Annotated in this window: 19 protein-coding genes and 1 other annotated feature; of the genes, 12 read left to right on the top strand and 7 right to left on the bottom strand. The window is 28.7% G+C overall.

From position 1 onward, the window contains the following. Positions 1–426 precede the first annotated feature (426 nt). The gene (locus T483_RS0101935; RefSeq protein ID WP_026885302.1) at positions 427–1,398 is read right to left on the bottom strand and encodes a biotin--[acetyl-CoA-carboxylase] ligase; all 972 of its coding nucleotides are present in this window, start codon (positions 1,396–1,398) and stop codon (positions 427–429) included. Between the two features lie 185 nt (positions 1,399–1,583). Here T483_RS0101935 and T483_RS0101930 point away from each other — a divergent pair, with 185 nt between their 5' ends. The 8 genes from T483_RS0101930 to T483_RS0101895 all read left to right on the top strand — a co-directional run bounded on the left by T483_RS0101930 (position 1,584) and on the right by T483_RS0101895 (position 10,711). Further along, positions 1,584–2,618 carry a phosphodiester glycosidase family protein gene (locus T483_RS0101930; RefSeq protein WP_026885301.1) on the top strand — a complete coding sequence of 345 codons (1,035 nt, stop codon included), beginning with the start codon at positions 1,584–1,586 and terminating at the stop codon, positions 2,616–2,618. A 20-nt stretch (positions 2,619–2,638) separates the two neighbouring features. Next, positions 2,639–3,679 (top strand): hypothetical protein, encoded by a 1,041-nt coding sequence (locus T483_RS0101925; protein WP_026885300.1) that lies wholly within the window; start codon positions 2,639–2,641, stop codon positions 3,677–3,679. A 341-nt stretch (positions 3,680–4,020) separates the two neighbouring features. Then, entirely contained in the window at positions 4,021–4,641 is a 621-nt protein-coding gene (locus T483_RS0101920) for a site-2 protease family protein (RefSeq protein ID WP_026885299.1), read from the top strand. A 100-nt stretch (positions 4,642–4,741) separates the two neighbouring features. Continuing rightward, positions 4,742–5,021, top strand: a binding site (T-box leader). 184 nt (positions 5,022–5,205) lie between these two features. Beyond that, complete coding sequence (gene argS, locus T483_RS0101915; RefSeq protein WP_026885298.1) at positions 5,206–6,897, top strand: arginine--tRNA ligase; 1,692 nt, start codon at positions 5,206–5,208, stop codon at positions 6,895–6,897. A 319-nt stretch (positions 6,898–7,216) separates the two neighbouring features. Further along, positions 7,217–8,350: an AI-2E family transporter gene (locus T483_RS0101910; protein WP_026885297.1), complete on the top strand. Its 1,134-nt coding sequence runs from the start codon at positions 7,217–7,219 to the stop codon at positions 8,348–8,350. Between the two features lie 29 nt (positions 8,351–8,379). Beyond that, positions 8,380–8,916: a nitroreductase family protein gene (locus T483_RS0101905; RefSeq protein WP_026885296.1), complete on the top strand. Its 537-nt coding sequence runs from the start codon at positions 8,380–8,382 to the stop codon at positions 8,914–8,916. 302 nt (positions 8,917–9,218) lie between these two features. Next, the gene (locus T483_RS0101900) at positions 9,219–9,947 is read left to right on the top strand and encodes an HAD-IB family hydrolase (RefSeq protein WP_026885295.1); all 729 of its coding nucleotides are present in this window, start codon (positions 9,219–9,221) and stop codon (positions 9,945–9,947) included. A gap of 14 nt (positions 9,948–9,961) precedes the next feature. After that, positions 9,962–10,711, top strand: a complete 750-nt coding sequence (locus T483_RS0101895) for a ribonuclease H-like domain-containing protein (protein ID WP_026885294.1) — start codon at positions 9,962–9,964, stop codon at positions 10,709–10,711. 159 nt (positions 10,712–10,870) lie between these two features. On the opposite strand, the gene T483_RS0101890 is transcribed toward T483_RS0101895, so the two are convergent. Continuing rightward, complete coding sequence (locus T483_RS0101890; RefSeq protein ID WP_026885293.1) at positions 10,871–11,752, bottom strand: ComEC/Rec2 family competence protein; 882 nt, start codon at positions 11,750–11,752, stop codon at positions 10,871–10,873. A gap of 397 nt (positions 11,753–12,149) precedes the next feature. Here T483_RS0101890 and T483_RS0101885 point away from each other — a divergent pair, with 397 nt between their 5' ends. Next, a complete protein-coding gene (locus T483_RS0101885; protein ID WP_026885292.1) occupies positions 12,150–13,901 on the top strand; it encodes a phosphoenolpyruvate carboxykinase in 1,752 nt (583 codons plus the stop codon). Between the two features lie 197 nt (positions 13,902–14,098). On the opposite strand, the gene T483_RS0101880 is transcribed toward T483_RS0101885, so the two are convergent. From T483_RS0101880 to T483_RS0101870, 3 genes are all read right to left on the bottom strand, one after another. Next, the gene (locus tag T483_RS0101880; RefSeq protein WP_026885291.1) at positions 14,099–14,857 is read right to left on the bottom strand and encodes a putative ABC transporter permease; all 759 of its coding nucleotides are present in this window, start codon (positions 14,855–14,857) and stop codon (positions 14,099–14,101) included. A gap of 220 nt (positions 14,858–15,077) precedes the next feature. Beyond that, on the bottom strand, positions 15,078–15,278 hold the full coding sequence (locus T483_RS0101875) for a DUF378 domain-containing protein (protein WP_026885290.1): 201 nt from the start codon (positions 15,276–15,278) through the stop codon (positions 15,078–15,080). Between the two features lie 73 nt (positions 15,279–15,351). Then, positions 15,352–15,822 (bottom strand): Lrp/AsnC ligand binding domain-containing protein, encoded by a 471-nt coding sequence (locus T483_RS0101870; protein WP_026885289.1) that lies wholly within the window; start codon positions 15,820–15,822, stop codon positions 15,352–15,354. A gap of 248 nt (positions 15,823–16,070) precedes the next feature. Here T483_RS0101870 and T483_RS0101865 point away from each other — a divergent pair, with 248 nt between their 5' ends. Next, entirely contained in the window at positions 16,071–16,391 is a 321-nt protein-coding gene (locus T483_RS0101865; RefSeq protein WP_026885288.1) for a hypothetical protein, read from the top strand. A gap of 224 nt (positions 16,392–16,615) precedes the next feature. Here the strand turns inward: T483_RS0101865 and T483_RS0101860 are convergent, their stop codons facing one another. Beyond that, positions 16,616–17,626, bottom strand: coding sequence for a CehA/McbA family metallohydrolase (locus tag T483_RS0101860; RefSeq protein WP_026885287.1), 1,011 nt, complete (start codon positions 17,624–17,626; stop codon positions 16,616–16,618). Between the two features lie 116 nt (positions 17,627–17,742). On the opposite strand from T483_RS0101860, the gene T483_RS0101855 reads away from it, so the two are divergent. Beyond that, positions 17,743–18,243 (top strand): gamma carbonic anhydrase family protein, encoded by a 501-nt coding sequence (locus T483_RS0101855; RefSeq protein ID WP_026885286.1) that lies wholly within the window; start codon positions 17,743–17,745, stop codon positions 18,241–18,243. Between the two features lie 284 nt (positions 18,244–18,527). Then, complete coding sequence (locus T483_RS0101850; RefSeq protein WP_026885285.1) at positions 18,528–19,364, top strand: CvfB family protein; 837 nt, start codon at positions 18,528–18,530, stop codon at positions 19,362–19,364. A 74-nt stretch (positions 19,365–19,438) separates the two neighbouring features. On the opposite strand, the gene T483_RS0101845 is transcribed toward T483_RS0101850, so the two are convergent. Beyond that, entirely contained in the window at positions 19,439–20,854 is a 1,416-nt protein-coding gene (locus tag T483_RS0101845; protein WP_026885284.1) for a spore germination protein, read from the bottom strand. Positions 20,855–20,880: the final 26 nt, after the last annotated feature.

Below are 20,880 nucleotides of genomic sequence, written 5' to 3'. Positions count from 1 at the left end.
GAAATATAAAAATGCTTGCGGTATGAGTGGGGTCTAAGTTTACTGCTGAGCTCTCGAAAGGGAATATATGCGTTTGTTCTGGTTCTCAAAAGATTTTACTGGGTGATTCTAAGACCAGAAGTTGTGCCCAAAATGCTAGCCTCAAAAGCAAGTTTTGAACTAGCATATTTGGAACGACTTCTAATCTAAGAATCACAGCCAGCAAGATCTTCTAATGAACACTGCACAAAAGCATATATTCTCTTTCTTTATTTAGTAGTAAATCTAAACTAAATTCATATTCCTGCAAGCAGTTTTTATATTTCCTCGATAATCAATCTTTTTAATAAAAAATAAAAAAGTTAACATTCCAAGTTTTTTATCACATATATGTATTCTCTTTCGATTGGTTATCTCATCATTTTGAGTGTTTCGCAATAACGTTTTTTAGTTCATTCCATTAAAACTAATCTCTCCAGTAATTACAGCTTTTTCATTTCCGTTACTATCTATAACCATAAGGTCACCATTATCAGATACAGAAACACAGGTGACAATTTCTTCATTATTATATGTGATTAATTTTGCCTTTCGGCCCAAGATATTGGAATGATTTCTGCAGATTGAGATTGTCTCGGAAAGATCTAGTTTATTGATGAAGTTATTGTATAATACTTCAAAATTATTTAAGAAATCTGAAAGTATCTCACTTCTTCTAAACTCTTTATCATATTCAATCTTTAGTGAAGTAGCAATTGGTTTTATAATATCGTCAAAATCACCTTCATCTATATTGATATTCATGCCTATGCCTAAAACTAAATAATGAACACTATCCATGTCACATTTCATTTCAGCTAGAATTCCGCAAAACTTTTTGTCATTTAAAAGTATATCATTAGGCCATTTAATGGTTGAATTAATACCAAAATTACTTAGTGTCTTATAGACAGAAGCAGCAGCAATTTGAGTTATTTTAGGAGCTTCTGTTGGAGGAAGTTTAGGTCTTAATATTAATGAAAACCAAAGACCGCCATTTGGAGAAACCCACTTTCTGTTAAAGCGGCCACTTCCCAAAGTTTGCTTTTCTGCAATTACTATAGTGCCATGTTCAATGTCTTTTTGTGCAAGCTCTTTTGCTTTAATATTTGTAGAATCTATTTCATCAAAGTAAACTATGTTTTTTCCAATATCAGATGTTTCTAATAAAGGTAAAATCTCATTTTTATTTAATAAGTCAGGGGAATTAAGTAATTTGTACCCCTTATTAGAAATTCCTTCTATTATATAACCTTTTAATTTCAAGTTTTTCATATGTTTCCATATAGCAGTTCGTGAAACATTTAAAGTAGAACTTAGGTATTCGCCAGAAACATAATTTTGAGATTTTTTTAATTCATTTAAAATTTTATCTTCCATTTATATATACCTCCTAAGACTTATTATAACATAATGCGAGTATTTAAAAGCGAAATTTAAGTGTACGATAGAATAAAATGCTGGAAAAATGAAATTATTGTAATCTAATTGAAAATATTATATAATTAGGTCTGGTGTAATTTTTATAAATGCAATTAAAATGCATTTTTAGAGAGGATAATAAAATGGATGAAAATAGAAGAAATAAGAATATAAATAAGAAATCTAAGGTGAAAAAGAGTAAGAAAAAATCAAATAAAATTTCATTTAAGACATTAGCTATATTTTTTGCATTTGAATTATTTTTTACTGGATGTACATTCCCGTTTTTACTTTTATATGGGCCATTTGACAATGCGAAAAGTCAATATGTTGGAGCGGCAATGACTTCCATGAGCCATCAGTATTTGGCTACATGGTTTTTATCAGATAAAAAAATAGCAGAAATTATGGGGGAAAACTCAACTGAAGAAACTAGTGAAACCACTAATATATCTGATATTAAAGTTCCAAAGGTTAAAGATGATACTATAGAACTTCATGATATAGAGAATTCTAAGTATACTGGTTATTATTTAGTTGTAAAGGATCCAACAAGAGTTAAAATAGGAGTAAGTTCTAAATTAGGAGTTGAAGGTGAGACAACATCAACAATTGCTGAAAACAATGATGCCATAGCTGCTATTAATGGTGGAGCATTTACAGATCAATCATCTGCTGCTCAGTGGACAGGAAATGGTGGATTGGCATCTGGTATTGTAATGACTGGTGGAGAAGTGAAAGTTAATGATGTGGGAGATAAACCAACAACAACTTTTGGGATAGATAAAAATGGAGTAATGGTTGTAGGCGATTATACAGTAGATAAACTTAAAGAACTTGGAATTCAAGAAGCTTTAAGTTTTGGTCCGGCATTGATAATTAATGGAAATATGGTAAAGATAAACGGTGATGGAGGATTTGGGACAGCCCCTAAAACTGCTATAGGACAAATGAAGGATGGCTCAATAATTCTTCTAGTTATAGATGGTAGAGAAATTGGAAGTATAGGAGCAACATTAAAGGAATTGCAAGAGATTATGCATCAGCTAGGCGCATGGAATGCAATGAACTTAGATGGTGGAAAATCAACAACATTGTATTACTATGGAGAAGTTAGAAATAAACCATCAAATAGTATGGGAGAAAGATCTATTCCAACAGCAGTTATTGTTAAATAAACAGAAGGTGAGGTAGAATTATGAAGATGTTTAAGAAGATAACTGCGTGGGCATTGTTATCTATACTATTACAAATTTCTGGCTTATATATTTTAGAAAATTTTATTTTTAAGCATACGTCAGAATTTAAAAGTAATAAAATAGAAGTTCAAAAAAAAGATATTACAAAAGATATTAAGGCTAGTATTCCAAGCAAAGCTAAGGATGTTAGTATATCATATGATGGTAAATATTTAACATATAAATTGGATGAAGAACTGTATTTGGAGGACACTAGTACAGGTACAAGTAATAAGGTTACAACAGAAAGTAAAGGAACTATTATGTACTGTGATTGGCTTCAAGAAAGAGATATATTAGTAATAGCTGAGAAAGCCAAAAAAGAAGGAGAATCTAAAGTCCAAATTATAACTTACAATGTAAAAAATTCAACAGAATCTCTAGTTAAAGAAATATGCTCAGCTGAAGATGACATGGAAGTTAGTAAGATAAGTGCATCTATATTTACGAACGTGTATTATGTAGATATTTATAAAGGTGGATTAAAGAGTATAGTTTATAGAATTGACATAAATAATGATATGAGTAAAGTGCAACTTAAGACTAATGTCTTAGGAAATATGCAAGTAGTTCCACACAACGATAGATTAATATATGAAGATAAGTTAAATAGTAAATTCTTTGTTACGAGCCCTAATAAGCCATTAACATTTAATACTAATAAAAATCTAACACTTCTTGGAATTGATAGAAATGATGTAATTTATATTGGTGAGCTTAATGGTGATAAAATTACCAACATCACTTACGGAAAAGTTGATGAAGATACAGCAAATTGGAAGAAGGTAGCACTTGATTCGGTTGTAAATGTTAATGACTTGTATTTTAGCAATAAAAGTGAAATACTAGTTAATGATAATCTCAAAGGTAGTGTTAAGAATTTAAGTACAGGAAAAGAATTTGAATATGAAGGAAAACTTGTTCAGATTAAAGAAGATTTCATAGCTACTGAAGATAACAATGGAAAATTAGTTTATAAAAGTTTAAATGATAATAAATAAAGTTGTTAAGGCATATGGAGTTGTTATTTTTTGATTATGCCTAAATAAAGAGTGTTTAATTAAATTGAAATTAAACACTCTTTATTAAATTGGATTTTTATTTTATATGAATAAACAACATATAACAAGGCTGTAATATAAACGAATAAGTGTATTTAAATTGTTGATATTAATCTTTTATGATATAATGTTGGGAATAATATAGTAAGTGAATAATACAAACTAAATGATTTTGTAAATACGTAATTATATTACTTAGAAACTATATATAAGTTATCTTGAAGGAATTTGTTCTAATTGTAATATAATACAAAACATATATATCGAAAGAGGAGGAAAACATGAATTCAATACTTAATATGATTTTAATGATTCCAGGAATGCTTGTTGCATTTACATTTCATGAATATGCTCATGCATTAGTAGCTGATAAGTTAGGGGATAAGACACCGAGATTTCAAGGAAGATTAACATTAAACCCAATTGCTCATATTGATCCTGTAGGTTTTGTAGCGGTACTTATCTTTAGTTTTGGGTGGGCAAAGCCAGTACAGACTAATCCGTCAGCTTATAAAAATTATTATAAAGATGATTTAAAGGTAAGCTTAGCTGGGCCGATTGCAAATTTTATAGTTGCTATAGTAGCTGCATTGGTGTTGGGCATCTATGTAAGATTTGTATACGGATTTCTGCCAATGGCATTAGCTGGTGTGCTATATTCAATGATATATTTAGTGATTGTAATTAATATAAATATAGGATTATTTAATTTGATACCAATACCAGGATTAGATGGGTTCAGTCTTTTAAGAGACTTGAAGCCTAATACTTTCTATAGATTTGAAGAAAAATTTTATCAATATCAAATGCTAATAATGCTAGCATTAATATTTGTTGGGGGAAGAATAATACATGTTCCAGCAGAAATAATAAAGAATGCATTACTAAAGATTTTTCTATAATATGAAATCCCCTGCAATATAATAAGTATATTGCAGGGGATATTGAAATTTGAGTTGACAAAATTTAAGATAATTTGTATAATGTATTATCATTAATATTGAAAATTCTGAGAAGAGGAAAGTAGTTTGATTGATTCCTTAAGCGAGTGGGGAGACGGTGTAAGCCCTATGGATAGATTATAATGAAGAGAGCCTTGGAGAAATCACCTGAAATAAGTAGTTACAAAGGTAATAATTTAACATAGCTGATATGATATATAAATTATTATTTTTAAACCTTTAGTAGGGCTGGTCGCAAAAAAACTTGCGTTAAAAGTTAAGGGGTATTTTATTTATATAAAATACAATTAGAGTGGTACCGCGGATAGTTCGTCTCTTTGTTTAAGAGAGGGGCTTTTTTTGTTTGTATGATAACATATTTGTGATAAATTATATAAATACATTTATTGCAAAAAGTTAAAAATAATAATTAATATTAAAGTTAAATGATTAGCTATAAGTCTTACAGGTTAGTTCCTGTTGAATTTAAGATAATAATATTTAGCCAAAATCAAGGAGGACGTTATGGATTATAAAAGTAAAGTTGCAGAACTAATAAAAGAACATGTGGAATTAGAAATTGAAACTATTGAAAAATTAATTGAAATACCACCAAAGCCAGAAATGGGAGATTATGCATTCCCATGTTTTCAGCTATCAAAAGTTATGAGAAAAGCACCTAATATGATAGCAGAAGAATTAAAAAACAATATGTCTACTGAAGGATTTGAAAGAATTGAGAATTTAGGACCATATGTTAACTTCTTTGTTGATAAAGGAGTATTTGCAGAAAATACAATTAAGAAGGTTTTAGAAGATGGAGAAAATTATGGGTCATCAAATGTAGGAGAAGGAAAAACAGTTTGTGTTGAATATTCTTCACCTAATATAGCAAAACCTTTCCATGTTGGTCACTTATTCACTACAGCTATAGGTAATTCTTTATACAAGATGTTTAAAAAAGAAGGATATAATACTGTAGGATTGAACCACTTAGGAGATTGGGGAACTCAATTTGGGAAGCTTATAAGTGCGTATGATAGATGGGTAGATGAAGAAGCATTAGAAAAGGCTCCAATTGATGAATTACTTAGAATATATGTTAAATTCCATGAAGAAGCTGAAAAAGATCCGTCATTAGAAGATGAAGCAAGAGCAAACTTTAAAGCACTAGAGACTGGTGATGAAAAAGCAACAGCTCTTTGGACTAGATTTAGAGAGTTGAGTTTAAAAGAATTTGAAAGAGTTTATGACATTTTAGGAGTTAAATTTGATTCATTAGCTGGAGAAGCATTTTATAATGATAAAATGGATGTTATTGTTGATGAATTAAAAGAAAAAGGACTTCTGGTAGAAAGTAATGGAGCTCAAGTTGTAATGCTTGAAGAATATAATATGCCACCTTGTATAGTATTAAAGGGTGATGGTGCATCGATATATGCTACAAGAGATCTAGCAGCTGCTATGTATAGAAAGAAAACTTATGATTTCCACAAATGTGTTTATGTAGTTGGAACTCCACAAGCACTTCACTTTAAACAAGTATTTAAAGTATTGGAACTTGCAGGACATGAATGGTCTAAAGACTGTGTTCATGTAGGCTTTGGGTTAGTTAAATTTGCAGATAGAAAACTTTCAACTAGAAATGGATCAATTGTTTTACTTGATGATTTACTTCGCGAAGCTGTAGAGAAGACAATGGAAGTTATAAATGAAAAAAATCCAGAACTTGAAAATAAAGAAGAAGTTGCTAAGAAGATTGGGGTAGGAGCAGTAATCTTTACATATCTTAAAAACTCAAGAGAAAAAGATATTGTTTTTGATTGGAAAGAAATATTATCATTTGATGGCGAAACAGGTCCATACGTTCAATATTCATATGCTAGAGGAAATAGTATACTAAACAGAGGAAGACAATGTGCTGGAACTGTTAACTACAGTAAGTTAGCGTCAAAAGAAGAATTTGAACTAGTTAAGAGTATAGCTAATTTCAATAGTGTAATAACTTTAGCGTTAGATAAGTTAGAACCTTCAATATTAACAAGATATGTAATTGAAGTCGCAAAAGGATTTAATAAATTCTATAATGCACATTCAGTGTTAAACTTAGAAGACGAAGATTTAAAAGCTACAAGATTAAACTTAGTTAAAGCAAGTTTACAAGTAATGAAAAATGGATTAGAGTTACTTGGAATAAATGTAGTAGAAAAAATGTAGTTATTTAATATTAAATTTGTTATAATTTTTTGAAATAGAGGGATGTTCTATGTAGCAACTCTCTATTTTTTATTCTTTAGAAAATTAGCTATCTTGAATTATCCTATGGCTTAAGGTAAGCTTCGATAAAGTTGGATTTTTATGCTATATATGCTTGAATTGAATATTTTTGCGAATAAAATTTTTAGATCCTAGATATTCAAAGTTAGGCATAATCAAAAAGATAACAAGCCAATTTCTTTTATATGCCTTAAAAAAGCAATATATATGGTATAATTGAGGAATAATTGAAAAAAGTATAGAAAGGATTTGGAATGAATTGTTTATAAATAGAAATATTAAGTATAGGGATATATTAATATTTGCCTTAATAGGTATAATTGGATATAAACTTATAGATAACTATGATTTTTTCTTTGATATAGGTAGAAAAGTTTTGTCTATTATGTCGCCTTTTATATATGCTATTATTTGTGCTTATATATTAAATCCAGTAGTAAGTTTTTTTGAGAATAATTTTAAAACTAAGAGAGCAATATCAATATTGATTACATATTTTATAATTATAGCTTTAGTTATTATAATATTATTTTTTACTATACCAAGCATAGTGGACAGCATAGTAAATATAACTAAAGAAATGCCGGCTTACGTAGAAATTATACAAAAGTGGATCAATACTCTTCTTCAAAATGAAAGAATAAAGACACTGATTGTACAAGCAGGACTTCTAAATAAACTACAGGAAATATCAAGCCAGATAGGAAGTGTAACAATAGGACTGCTACAAAATTTTGTTATGTACTTATTATCATTTACATCAAATCTAGTTAGTGTGATTTTTGGATTTTTAATTTCAATTTATGTTTTAGTGGATAAAGAAAAGTTGTTAAAACGTGCTAGAACTATAACATATATGATTTTTAAAGAAGAAAAGGGAAATAAGTTAATTACATTTGTTAGAACTTATAATAAAATGATAGGAGTTTATATAGGGATAAAAGCCATTGATTCGGCAATAATAGGGATTATATCACTTATAGGTTTATTGATTGTTGGAGAGCCATATGCACCGCTAATAGCGCTGATAGAGGGGATTACTAATATGATTCCTTATTTCGGACCGCTCATTGGTGAACTAGTCGGTGCAGGTGTTGCAATTTTTGTTTCGCCTATGAAGGCTTTTATGGTATTTATACTTTTACTTTGTATTCACCTTTTTGATGCATGGTACCTTGATCCTAAACTTATAGGAAAGAAAGTTGGAGTTAGTCCTTTAGGAATAATATTAGGAGTTACTATAGGAGGCGGTTTTTGGGGGCCTTTTGGGATGCTTTTGGGGTCACCTACAATGGCAACTATAAAAATATATTATGAGAAAACAGTGGATGAGTTTAGGGGGAAGAACCCAGAATTAGTTAAGAAAGAAAGCCTTGGAGAAGTTGACTTATAAAAGATTATAAAGAATTTAGGAGAGTTTTTATGAAGGAATTTTTAGATTTATTAAACGAGCGTCAAAGCTGCAGGAAATATTTAAATAAACCTGTTGAAAAAGAAAAGTTAGTAAAATGCATCGAGGCTGCAAGATTAGCTCCATCAGCATGTAATAGCCAGCCGTGGCACTTTGTAGTTGTAAGTAATAAAGAGTTAGTTCCTAAGGTTTCAGAATGCTTGCAGGATGCGGTTATGAACAAATTTACTACAGAATGTCCAGCTTTTATAATTGTAGTAGAGGAAAGTGGTAATTTAACTTCACGTGCTGGGGCATTAATTAAACAGCAAGATTATAGATCTAATGATATTGGTATTGCAACTGAGCATATATGTTTGGCGGCAACAGAACAAAATTTAGGTACTTGTATTCTAGGATGGTTTAATGAAAAGGAATTAAAGAAACTTTTAAATATAAATAAGTTAAAAAGAATTAGATTAGTAGTAGCTGTTGGATATCCAGAAGATGATAATATAAGAAAAAAAGTACGAAAGAATATAGATGAAATTCTAACTTTTATAGAATAAGTATGGATAAACTTTAAGGACACTATCAATAATAAATACATTTGGTAGTGTTTTTTATTCTCTATGAATTTATATTGAAGTCAAATATGTGAATATTGTGAGTCTTGCGGGTATAAATTATAAAAAAGATTAATTCAGAAGGTTATGTTTTGAGATAGAATAAAAAAGAAAATATATTCGTTTGTATAAAATGTTTTTATATGCAGAAAAGTTCAATATTTAAATTAATCATATAAATTTTATAAGCTTTTCTGAAATGAAAAAATAAAGTATAATAAATAAGTATAAAAGGATGTGAGTCAATGTCAAATATAGGTGCGTTTTTTGATTTGGATGGAACTTTATACAGAGAAGGATTAATAACAGAAGTATTTAAGAAAATGGTTAAATATGAAATTATAGGTTCAGAAAGATGGTATAATGATTTAAGGCCTTATTTTATGAAATGGGATAAGAGGCAAGGTGATTATGATCAATATCTGTTAAAAATGATTGATATATATATAGAATCAATTAAAGGATTACAGAAATATCAAATGGAATATATAGCTAAGAAAGTTGTAGAACAAAAGGGTGATAGAGTATATACTTTTACAAGGGATAGAATAAAGTGGCATCAAGCTAATAATCATACTCTAATTATAATATCCGGATCGCCTTCAGAGCTTGTTGGAGAAATGGCCAAGAAATATGGCTTTACAGATTATATAGGTGCAAAATATATTATAGATGATAAAAATGTATATACTGGGCAAGTTACACCAATGTGGGATAGTAAAAGTAAATCAAAGGCGATAAATGAATTTGTTAAAAAGTATGGTATAGATTTAAACGACAGCTATGCATATGGAGATACAGCAGGCGATTATACTATGTTTAAAAATGTAAAGCATCCTTATTGTATGAATCCAACTAAAGAACTTTTGCAAAAGGTATTGAAAGATAGAGATTTAATAAAAAGAGTGAATGTTGTTGTTGAAAGAAAGGATGTAATATACAATTTGGACATTGAGGATATACAATTCTTATAGAAAAGAGTGATACTGTGATTATTCGTGAAAATAAGGTGAAGGTTGAAGAATGTAGTGAAGATTTTATGATGAAGTCTCAAGATAAAGAATATACACCGGAAGAAATTATCTTCTTTGATTTAGAGCATTATGTATATAAAAAGCCTAAGTGTATCGGAGTATTTGGGGCATGTGAGTATGATAAGAAAAATAATAATATTCTAGTAACCCAATACATGATTGAAGATAGAGATGAGGCGACACAGATACTATATCTCGCTAAAGAATATTTTATAAAGATGAAACAAAAAGGAAAAAAGGCCATTATCACTTTTTCAGGGAATAATGATTTTTCAGTTATTAATTATCTTTTCAAAGAAAATAATATATATTATAATTTTAGTGAAGAATTTGATTCGATTGATATCCAAAAAGAATATGAAAAAAATAAAAAATTGTCTATTGGACTTAAGAAGTTAGAAAAAGTTTTTGATATTATAAGAGAAGGAGAAGTGATTAGCGGATCTAATCTAGCTAAAACTTTTCACAAAGTTATGAAAGATAAAAGCTATTTTAAAAGAATGCCAGAAGAGAAAATAGAAAAAATTCTTCTTTATAATGAGCAGGATGTTATAAATTTATATTATATATATGTAAATTGGAAGAAATATATCTATGAAGATATTATCGAAGAATCTATAATTGAAGATGAAGTTGAAGATTTAGAAGATATAGAAGAAGATTTGGATATTCAAGAAAATTCATTGAATAATGATTCTAATTAATGACTGTCAAAATAAATAAAATAGAAACCAATAATTGAGAAATAATTAAATTTTATTTCTAATTTTTAAATGACTCCAAGTTTTTGGGGTCTATTTTAATGTGTCAAAAACCTAAAAGGAAGCTTCTAATATATTTATTAAGCATCCTTTTAGATTAATTTATTTTTTGGATATGCTAGAGCCATCTGAACAAATGACTATAGTTCCATCTTTATCAGTCCTATAGGTTGTTATATTGCCTTCAGCTAAGAGGTTTGTAGTAATGGCATCAGGATGATTGTATACATTGTTTTGGCCTACAGATATAACTGCTATTGAAGGATTAACTTTTTTTAGAAAGTCTCTACTAGTAGAAGTTGAGGAGCCGTGATGGCCGACTTTAAGCACATCTGCACTGATATCTTCATTATTGTTAAGAATTTCTTTTTCAACTTCCTTTTGGGCATCACCAGTAAATAAAAAAGAAGTGGTACCATATTGGATTTTTATTACAGGAGAGTAGTTGTTTAAATCATCATAAGAATCCTTATTAGGAGAGAAAACATTTACTTTAGTATTTTCACCTAAGTCAATAGAATCACTATTGTTTTTCAATACATGTATCTTTAAGTTCTTATCTTTTAAAGCACCTACCATATCTTCAAAGCTTTTAGTGGTAGATTCAACTTTTGGAGCATAGAAAGTTGTTATGCTATAAGTTTTTATTATATCAGCCATATTACCAATATGGTCTTCATGAGGATGAGTTGCAACTACATAATCCAACTTTTCTAAATTTAGCGCAGATAAATAATTAAAAAGCTTTTTTTTATCAGATTTGGGTCCGGAATCTATTAAAAGATTTTTATTATTTACTTGAATAAGAATGCAATCACCTTGTCCTACATCTATATAGTGAACGAGCATTTTGTTTGGATCAATATTATTATTCTTATTTGAGTCAGATTTTATAAAGTTACAGCTTACTATAGAAAGCGAAAATATTAGACTTGCAAGAAAAAGTAGTAAATATTTTTTTACAGTATATTGATTATTGCTCATAAAAAAGTTATACTCCTTGGTTACATATTTTTAATATAATTCTACCATTTTAGGAAGTAAAATGGGAATAAAGATATTCTAATATCAACTAAAGAAAAATAAAAAAATTAAAGAAAATACGAACAAATTTATAGAAAACTAATATAATATTCATATAATGAGCTGGTCATGCTTTTTTGTAGCATAGTCAAATAGAAAGGGAGTAATTCGATTTGTTGGAGTTTAATATGAAAATTCTCTTATGAATTCAATTAATTATTAAATGAAAAAATCTTTAAAATGAAAAATAGTGAGGTTGAATATTGCAAAAAGTATGATATAATTATTTCAATATGTGGAATTTGAAATAAAAAATGCAATATTTAAATATGAAAAAATTCATATGGGGGGCCGGGAAATGAAGAAAGAATTTTCTATGAGTAATGACAAAGTGATGATAAACTTTACAGCAAAGTACTGTAATAGTTCTGAGGCTATACTAGAAAGTGATGGATTTAGACGAATTTTAGAAGTTTACCTAAGAAGAGCTAAAAAGAAAAATTCAGTAGCATACAGATATTTAAGTAAGACATTGGATACAGATAGTCTTATAGATATTAGAAGAGATTTAACTGTAGTTATAAAATATTTAATAGTTATGAGTGTTGAGGAAATTGTAGAAATTAGTGATTCATATTCAAAATTATTAGAGGATAGGGATAAGTTTATAGTATTTATAGAAGATTTCTACTTATTCTGGAGAAAACTTGAAAGGTATACAATAGTTCATAGATATAAGGTTCAACAGGGCCTTGCAGCAGTTAGTTTTACAGAAGCAAATGCTAACTTTTCTACATTAATTTTAAGTTTATATAGGAAAATTGAACAGCATGTTGCAGGATATCGGCCAAAAGTTTATAGGCAAATACCAGCTGGTGGAAATGCATGTATAATGATCCATGAGATGGAATGGGTAAGACCCAATGGATATGAAGCTTTAGAGGAAGTACCATTTATTGATCATATACTTTTAGAAACACCATTCATAACTTACCCTAAAAAGAATACAAGAGATGGAATGTTTACAGAGATAAAGTATAATCCATTGAAGTATGCACAAATAAATAAAGAACATTGGTTTTGCTATCCAGCTAAAATAGGTGGGTTACTTACTTTTATTTATTTCCACAGAGATTTTATGGAACATGGAATAACTTTATGTAATCTATTTGAGATGGCTAGAAGTGAAGAAACAAGGGGAAGAAAGCCAGACATTATTTATGTATATGGAGCTAAAGATAACGATGAGGATCTAAAAACTGTGTTCTTTGATGATGTTCAAAATGATATAATGCTTGGATATGTGAATCATTCAGAAAAGATAGATTATTTTGGTTATATAAAGAAAATGACATTAACATTATACAACTTAATAATGATAAAGAGAGGATATTTACCAATACATGGATCGATGGTAAATATTATTTTAAAAAGCGGAGATGAAGCTAATGTTGTTATTATGGGAGATAGCGGAGCAGGTAAATCTGAAAGTTTAGAAGCTTTTCGTAGTTTAAGCGAAGATTATATTTCTGATATGACTATTATTTTTGATGATATGGGAACTTTTAAAATAGAGGATGGATTGATCAAGGGATATGGAACTGAGATTGGTGCATTTGTCAGACTAGATGATTTAGATCAAGGATATGCCTTTAAAGAAATGGATAGAAGCATATTTATGAACCCTGATAAGGTCAATGCTAGACTTGTAGTACCGGTGGCATCATATAAGGAAATATCAAAGGGACATCCAATAGACTTTTTCTTCTATGCTAATAACTATGATGGTGTTAATGAAGGAGAAAAGTATTTAGATTACTTTAAAACTCCAGAGGAGGCTATCAAGGTATTTAAAGCAGGTGCCAGAATGGCTAAGGGAACAACAACTGAGAAGGGGTTAGTAGAATCGTTTTTTGCCAATCCATTTGGTCCGGCACAAAAGCAGGATGAAACAAATATTCTTATCGAGAAATATTTCAAGACAATGTTTGAAAATGGACAAGTGAAAGTTGGACAGATTAGGACTTGTTTGGGCGTAAAAGGGCAAGAAAAAAATGGACCAAGAAATGCAGCTATAGAATTATTTGATGAAATCAAAAATATGAAATAAATATTAAGGCACAATCAAATAAATAACAATTCCATTTGGCAGCCTATTTCCCCATTATGCTACGTTGGTAAATTGACCTAATAGACCCGCTATGAGGGCAATTTGTCGCCTTGCTTATAATGAAAAATATCCATGGCAACTTTGGACTTGTTATTTATTTGCGTGTGCCTAAAAGAGATTAAGGTAAAACATTTACCTTAATCTCTTTTTAATTTATCTCTTAAAGCCTTAAAAATATTTAAAGGTTTATAAGAAAGGCCTGAAAAGTTTTGTTTTGATTGTTTATTATATAAATTCATTTTTAACTTGCTAAAAAATGATTCAAAGTGTCTAATTCTACCAATAGCTTTTTCCTTTGTAAAATTGAATAATGAACTTGGTTTGTCAAATAAGAAATTAGCTGGCACAAATTGAAATGCAAAAAGCATTTTTTCAAATTGTATTAAAGAAGCTATAGTTAAACCAAAATCAATAAGATAATAAATAATAATAAAGAAAATAAATACCTCACCAAGTGTTTTGGGAATATCATTGATTATGTCTACTACTATAGGATGTATTATCTTAACTATACCAACTTCACCAACTCCCCAGAGCAGAGAATAAAGTAAACAAACACGGCCATGTATATTAAATGGGTCATCAGTATAATCCCACCACTTTGTCTTAAATGTTTTTTCTAATACGAAGCCAGTAATATATTCTAAGACTGTTGTAAAAAAACAAGCCAAGAAAAATAAGGCGAAAAGGTTATTTTTGTAGTTATCAAGAAAGACTACAAGAAATAGGACACCAAATCCGTATATGGGGCAAAAAGGACCATATAAAAATCCTCTGTTAACAAATCTACGTTCATTTTTAAAATAATACAAGACTTCGAGACACCAGCCAGCAAATGAATAAAATACAAAAAAATATATTAAATTATAAAAATTAAAATTTAATACTGTACGCAAATGTATACTAACCTCCTAGTAAAATATATAGTATTAATAATTTATTCCATTATATATCAAAACATAGCTAAAGAAATATTAATTTTACATTAAAAATTTCTTATCACTATGTATAAGGTTTAAGTATAAATAAATATTATATTGAGATTAGCAGCTATAGAATTAGCGTTTAAGTCATTTTTATTTTAACAAATATAATATTAATATTTATTATGCTAAATTATAATCTAGATCTCTCTTGAACGAAAAAAGAGATAGAATATAGACTAGCAATTCCAACTAAACAATAAATTATTGTAGATAGCATTGAAAAACTTCCAAAAAGAAAATCTACTAAGTTAAATCTAAAAAAACCTATTAAGCCCCAATTAATGCCGCCTATAATTACAAGGGCAAGTGAAATTGAATTTAAAATTTTCATAAAAAACACACTCCTTATTATAATATACATTTAGTATGTATATAAAAATGTGTTTTTATTCTATTTCTTATAATTATTCTAATGATATATTTCTATCTATAGGTTGAGATAGGGAAACAAATGTATCGGTTCTTTGTATTCCATCAATGTTATTTATCTTGTTAAGTAAAACATTTTGTAAGTCTAAAATGTTAGCACATACAACTTTAGCAAACATGGAATAATCACCAGTAGTTAAATGCAACTCCACTACTTCTTTTATGTTTGACATTTCATCAAATACGTAGTTAAAAGAGGATGTTTTATCAACATAAATACCTACAAAACAGCATACATCGTATCCTAGTTTAGGAAGATTTAAGATTATTCTAGAACCTTTTATTATTCCTAGATCCTCCATTTTTTTCATTCTTACATGGATAGTACCACCACTTACATGGCATATTCTAGCAATTTCTAAGTAAGGAGTTCTACAATCTTTTATTAACAAGTCAAGTATTTGTAAATCTAATTCATCTAAATGATTATTTGAAATTAAATTCATTATATCACCTCATATCTTTTATATCGTGTACTTTTTCTATTTTATCAAATATATATGAATAATTAAAGATAAAACTATAAATTTGTTAAAAAAATTTTATAATATTGATATTTTAATAAAATTTATTACTTTTTAATTATAATGTATACTGATGAAAGTAACACGAATTAAAAGGAATGCTTGATAATAGTTTATATATAAATTATCATTAACCATATAGACTTTTTTATAGGAGGATATGTGAATAGATGAATCTTTTAACATCAATTATTTTATTTGTATTAATGCTTCTTGTTATATTTGTAGCTTATGCACTATGCAAAAAATTTATATTTGGTAAAGTACGTATAAATAAGTGGATACCTTTAGCGATAGCTGCAGTATTATTTGCGGCCCAAATATTCGTAGGTGCATCAAATACTTATATTTCAAGTGGATTATCTATTTTTGCAGTTCTATTTTTCTTATGGTTCATGGATATTACACAAAGAGGCGGACTTAAGAAAAAAGAAAAGCAAATAGTGATTAAGCCAAAAGCTAAACCAAATAGAGTTAAAAAAAATAAATAGAAACATAGAAAAGAAATAGAATGTATGATTTATAACAATGTAAATGTTTTGAAATTATATATTCTATTTCTTTTTATATGAATTAGCTTTCTAAAGACATATAAGTTCTAAATGATGTAATTTATTTATTATAAAATTATCTGACTTACATTATTTTATTGTTTAAGATAAGTTTCGATGAATTAAACTTTTTAGAACATATATATTTAAGTATATACACAATATTATTCTTGACCTCTAAAAATAGGAGAACTTATAGCAATTTTATTATTGTCTAGTGTTATTTTTATTACATACCACAATTCGGTTTTAAGAGCTTCATGAGAGTATAGGTATTTTACCTTGTTTAAATTTAAGTTAGATATCTTTTTTACTATAGTCCCACCGGCAGATATTATATCAATTTCTGATATTTTATGAATAGGATCATGAGCAAAAATTGAAAATTGTAAATTTTCATCTTCTATAGGTATTATATCGCCCATAAATTGATTATTTATTGTAAAGTACATAATTAAAGTTCTAGACTCTGTTGAATAAGTTCGTCGTGTTCTAAAAGCATCCACTATAGATTGACTCGTAAGTTCCTCTGCAATTATACATGTCAAATTTTCATCGTCACCAAAGTTTAATCTATGATTATCTTGACCATTGATTGCTCCTAGTTTCCACTTTTTATCGAGTAAATGGTAATAATATTTTTCATATCTTAAATACTTATTTGGATAAGATCCATTTCCAACTTCTATTGAAGTTATTAACTTATTTAAAATGGAGTTGTATTCTAAATACGTTATTGTTTTGTGAGGGTGGTTAATTGAAATAAATGCATTAGGATTATTAAGCATCCATAGAACTAGTAATTGCATATTATTTACTGTTCCGGTAAAGAACCTATTTGGATTTACTACATTAATATCTCCGAATGGATTTGTTTTGCTCTCAAAGCCTACCACAGCTAAAAAGTTTTCATGTTTTTTATTATAACGAGCAGTCAAATATTTTAGAGCATCCCATCTACTTAGCTCAGATCCTTTTATCTTTATTGTTTTGGTTAAATGATTATTGTGATCAGTTAAAATAAGAAAATTAAGGCCGTTATGCCGTGCATAATCAAATGCTTCAATTGGAGTTCCATGTCCAGTGGAAAAGTTGCAATGAGCATGAGGAATTCCATAGTAAAAATTCATATCATCTATGTTAATCTTATTTTTAGGTGATTTTTTTTTGCCCAAAATTATTACCTCTAAAAATTATTTATAGTATATATTATTAAATAAGTTATTAAAATAATGACAATAACATAAAAGTAATGATAAAATAACTTTAGTATTTGATGAGGTGGTAATTATTGATAAGAAGTTTTAAAGATAAAGAACCAAATTTAGATGGTGAATTATATATTGCAGAAACGGCAGTAATCATTGGCGATGTAACAATTAAAAGAAATGCAAATATATGGTTTGGTGCTGTTATAAGAGGTGACGAAGCATCAATAACCATAGGGGAAAATACAAACGTACAAGAAAATTGTGTGGTACATGTTGACTATGGGTATAATGCAGTTATCGGGGATGGTTGTACTATCGGGCATGGTGCAATAATTCATGGATGCACCATTAAAAATAATGTTTTGGTCGGTATGGGATCAATAATATTAAATGGAGCAAAAGTAGGCAATAATACAATTATAGGAGCAGGAAGTTTAATAACTCAAAATAAAGAGTTTGAAGATGGCGTTTTGATACTTGGCAATCCAGCAAGAGTGATACGAAATTTAACAGAAGAGGAAATTGAAGGAATTAAGAAATCATATGTAAGTTATTTAGAGCTGAGTAAGGATTTCAAGTAAGTTACAGTTAATATGTTTTGGTTAAAGAAAAAACATAAGTTTTCATTTATGATATAGATAAACTAATTATAAGCTAGAGATTTACACTATGAAATATATTCTAATCAGAAATAAGAATTATGCTTTTGTAACTACAAGAGTTATAATATGAAATGTTTTATCAGGAATTTTATAGTTCTGAAAATTCAAGTTTCACGTTGCTTATCTATATATAGAAAATTCAACAAAAGTAATAAAGGACATAACATCAATTAAGATGTTATGATTAATGGAGGAAATTAAAAATGATATCAGTAGGGCAATATAGTAAATTAAAAGTAAGTAAAACAGTAGACTTTGGATATTATCTTGAAGATAATTTTGGTGATGAGGTATTACTTCCAAACAGCGCAGCGAAAGGACATGAAATAAAAGAAGGTGACCAATTAGAAGTATTCATTTATAGAGATTCAAAGGATAGGATGATTTCAACTCTAAAAAAACCACTTTTAACAGTTGGAGAAATTGGTTATTTAGAAGTTGTAAGCCAAAATAATATTGGGGCTTTCGTAAACTTTGGACTTGAAAGAGATTTATTCGTTCCATTAAAAGAACAAAATTATAAGCTTAAAGAAGGAAAAAAGTACCTATTTTATATGTATGTAGATAAAACTGACAGGTTAGCGGCAACTACTAGAATACACTCTTATTTAGAGATGGCAGAAGAAGGTAAATATAAAGTTTCCGATGAAGTAAATGCTATAGTTTATGAAATAAATGAAAATGCGACTTTAAATGTTGCAATAGATGGTGAATATAGAGGTTTAATATTAGCTAATGAGCATTTTGAGTACATATATCCTGGACAAGAAATAAAAGGAAGAGTTAAGAGGATTTATGAAGATGGAACTATTGGAGTTACAACTAGAAAGAAAAGGCTAGAGGCAAGAAGTGAATTAAGCGAAACAGTACTTAAGTATTTAAAAGAAAATGGCGGATTTATGCCTTATAACGATAAATCATCTCCTGAAGATATAAAGAGAGAGTTTAATACGAGTAAAAACTATTTTAAAATGACCTTAGGCGGGCTAATGAGAGAGAAACTAATTACACAAGATAAAGAGGGAACTAGGTTATTGTAATAAATATACGTATATAGGAAAGTGAGATATTTAAAATGCTTAATTTTAAATATCTCACTTTTGATTTATTAAAATTATTGGACATCGTTTGATATTCTTGTTCTGAATAGTAAGTTTTTAAGAGCTTTCCAGCTAAATGGTACTAAAGGATAAAAATATTTATCACCAGCTATTGTTTTTGTGCTTGCCATAACTATAAGAATGAATATAATACCACCTATAAAGCCCCAGAAGCCAAAGAAGCCACAAAGTACGAGTAAAATCATTCTTGCAAATTTTAAAGCAAAATTCATCTCTATACTAGGCTGTGTAAAATCTCCTATAGTAACGACGGCCATATACAATATAGACTGAGGAATAAACCAACCTGTTTTTACAGCGTAATCACCAAGAATTAAACCACCAATTAAAGACATTGCACTTCCAAGTGGACTTGGGGTATTTAAACCAGCTAGTTTTAATACATCAACAGCGAATTCTAAAAGTATAAATTGACCAAGTAGAGGCAAAGCAAATTCCTCTTGTGGTTTCAAAAAATCAAAATAACTCGGTATAAAAATATTTCCATTTACAATCATTAGGTAAATTGGAGTTAGTAATATTGTTGATAACATTACTAAATTTCTAACAATTCTTAGGTAGTTTCCAGTGAATAATGGGAAATAATAATCATTTATATCTTGTAAGAAATCAAAAATTCCAGTTGGAAGGATTATTACGTTTGGAGAATTATCTACAATAATAATTATTTTGCCTTCAACTATATGTGCAGCGGCCACATCAGGTCTTTCAGTAAATCTTACCTTTGGAAATGGATTAAGCCAATTTTTTTTGCACATTACATCGACCAAACTTTGGTCAGAAAGTGTTAAAGCTTTTATATCTACATTTGATATACTATTAACGATTAAATCAAGAGCTTTTTTATTTGCAACTCCATCTATATATGCAATACATACATCTGTTTTCGAGACATTGCCAACTTGATGTATGTCAAAAACTAATCTAGGATCTCTTATTCTTCTTCTAATAAAACCGGCATTAAATACTAACTTTTCAATAAACCCATCTCTTCCGCCTCTTAAAGTTTTTTCTTTTTCAGGTTTTGATGAATCTGAACCTGGATAAGTACGCAAGTCTAAGAGTATAAATGAATCATAACCATCAATATACATTATCGTTTGGCCAGATAATAATGCTGTTAGAATCTTGTCTAAATCAGTTTCGGTTTTAACAGATACGTGAGAAACTTTATTATTGATAAAGTCATCAATTGTTTTGTATGAATTCATTGTTTCAGGTGTTATCTTAAAGAAAGATTTTAATATTTCCTCCATGATAGCATCTTTGATAAAACCATTCAAAAAATATAAAACAGAGCTTCTTCCCCCGACAATAAATTTTCGTTCAACAATATCGAAACTTTTATCTACAACTAAATTTGAATGAATTAAGTCAATATTTGCTTGGTAATTGTTTGCAACATTCAATTATTTTACCTTCTCTCTCTATTTAA

The sequence above is a fragment of the Clostridium beijerinckii HUN142 genome (assembly GCF_000621745.1).
Taxonomy (GTDB): domain Bacteria; phylum Bacillota; class Clostridia; order Clostridiales; family Clostridiaceae; genus Clostridium; species Clostridium beijerinckii_A.
This window is presented reverse-complemented; position numbering and strand designations above follow the sequence as displayed.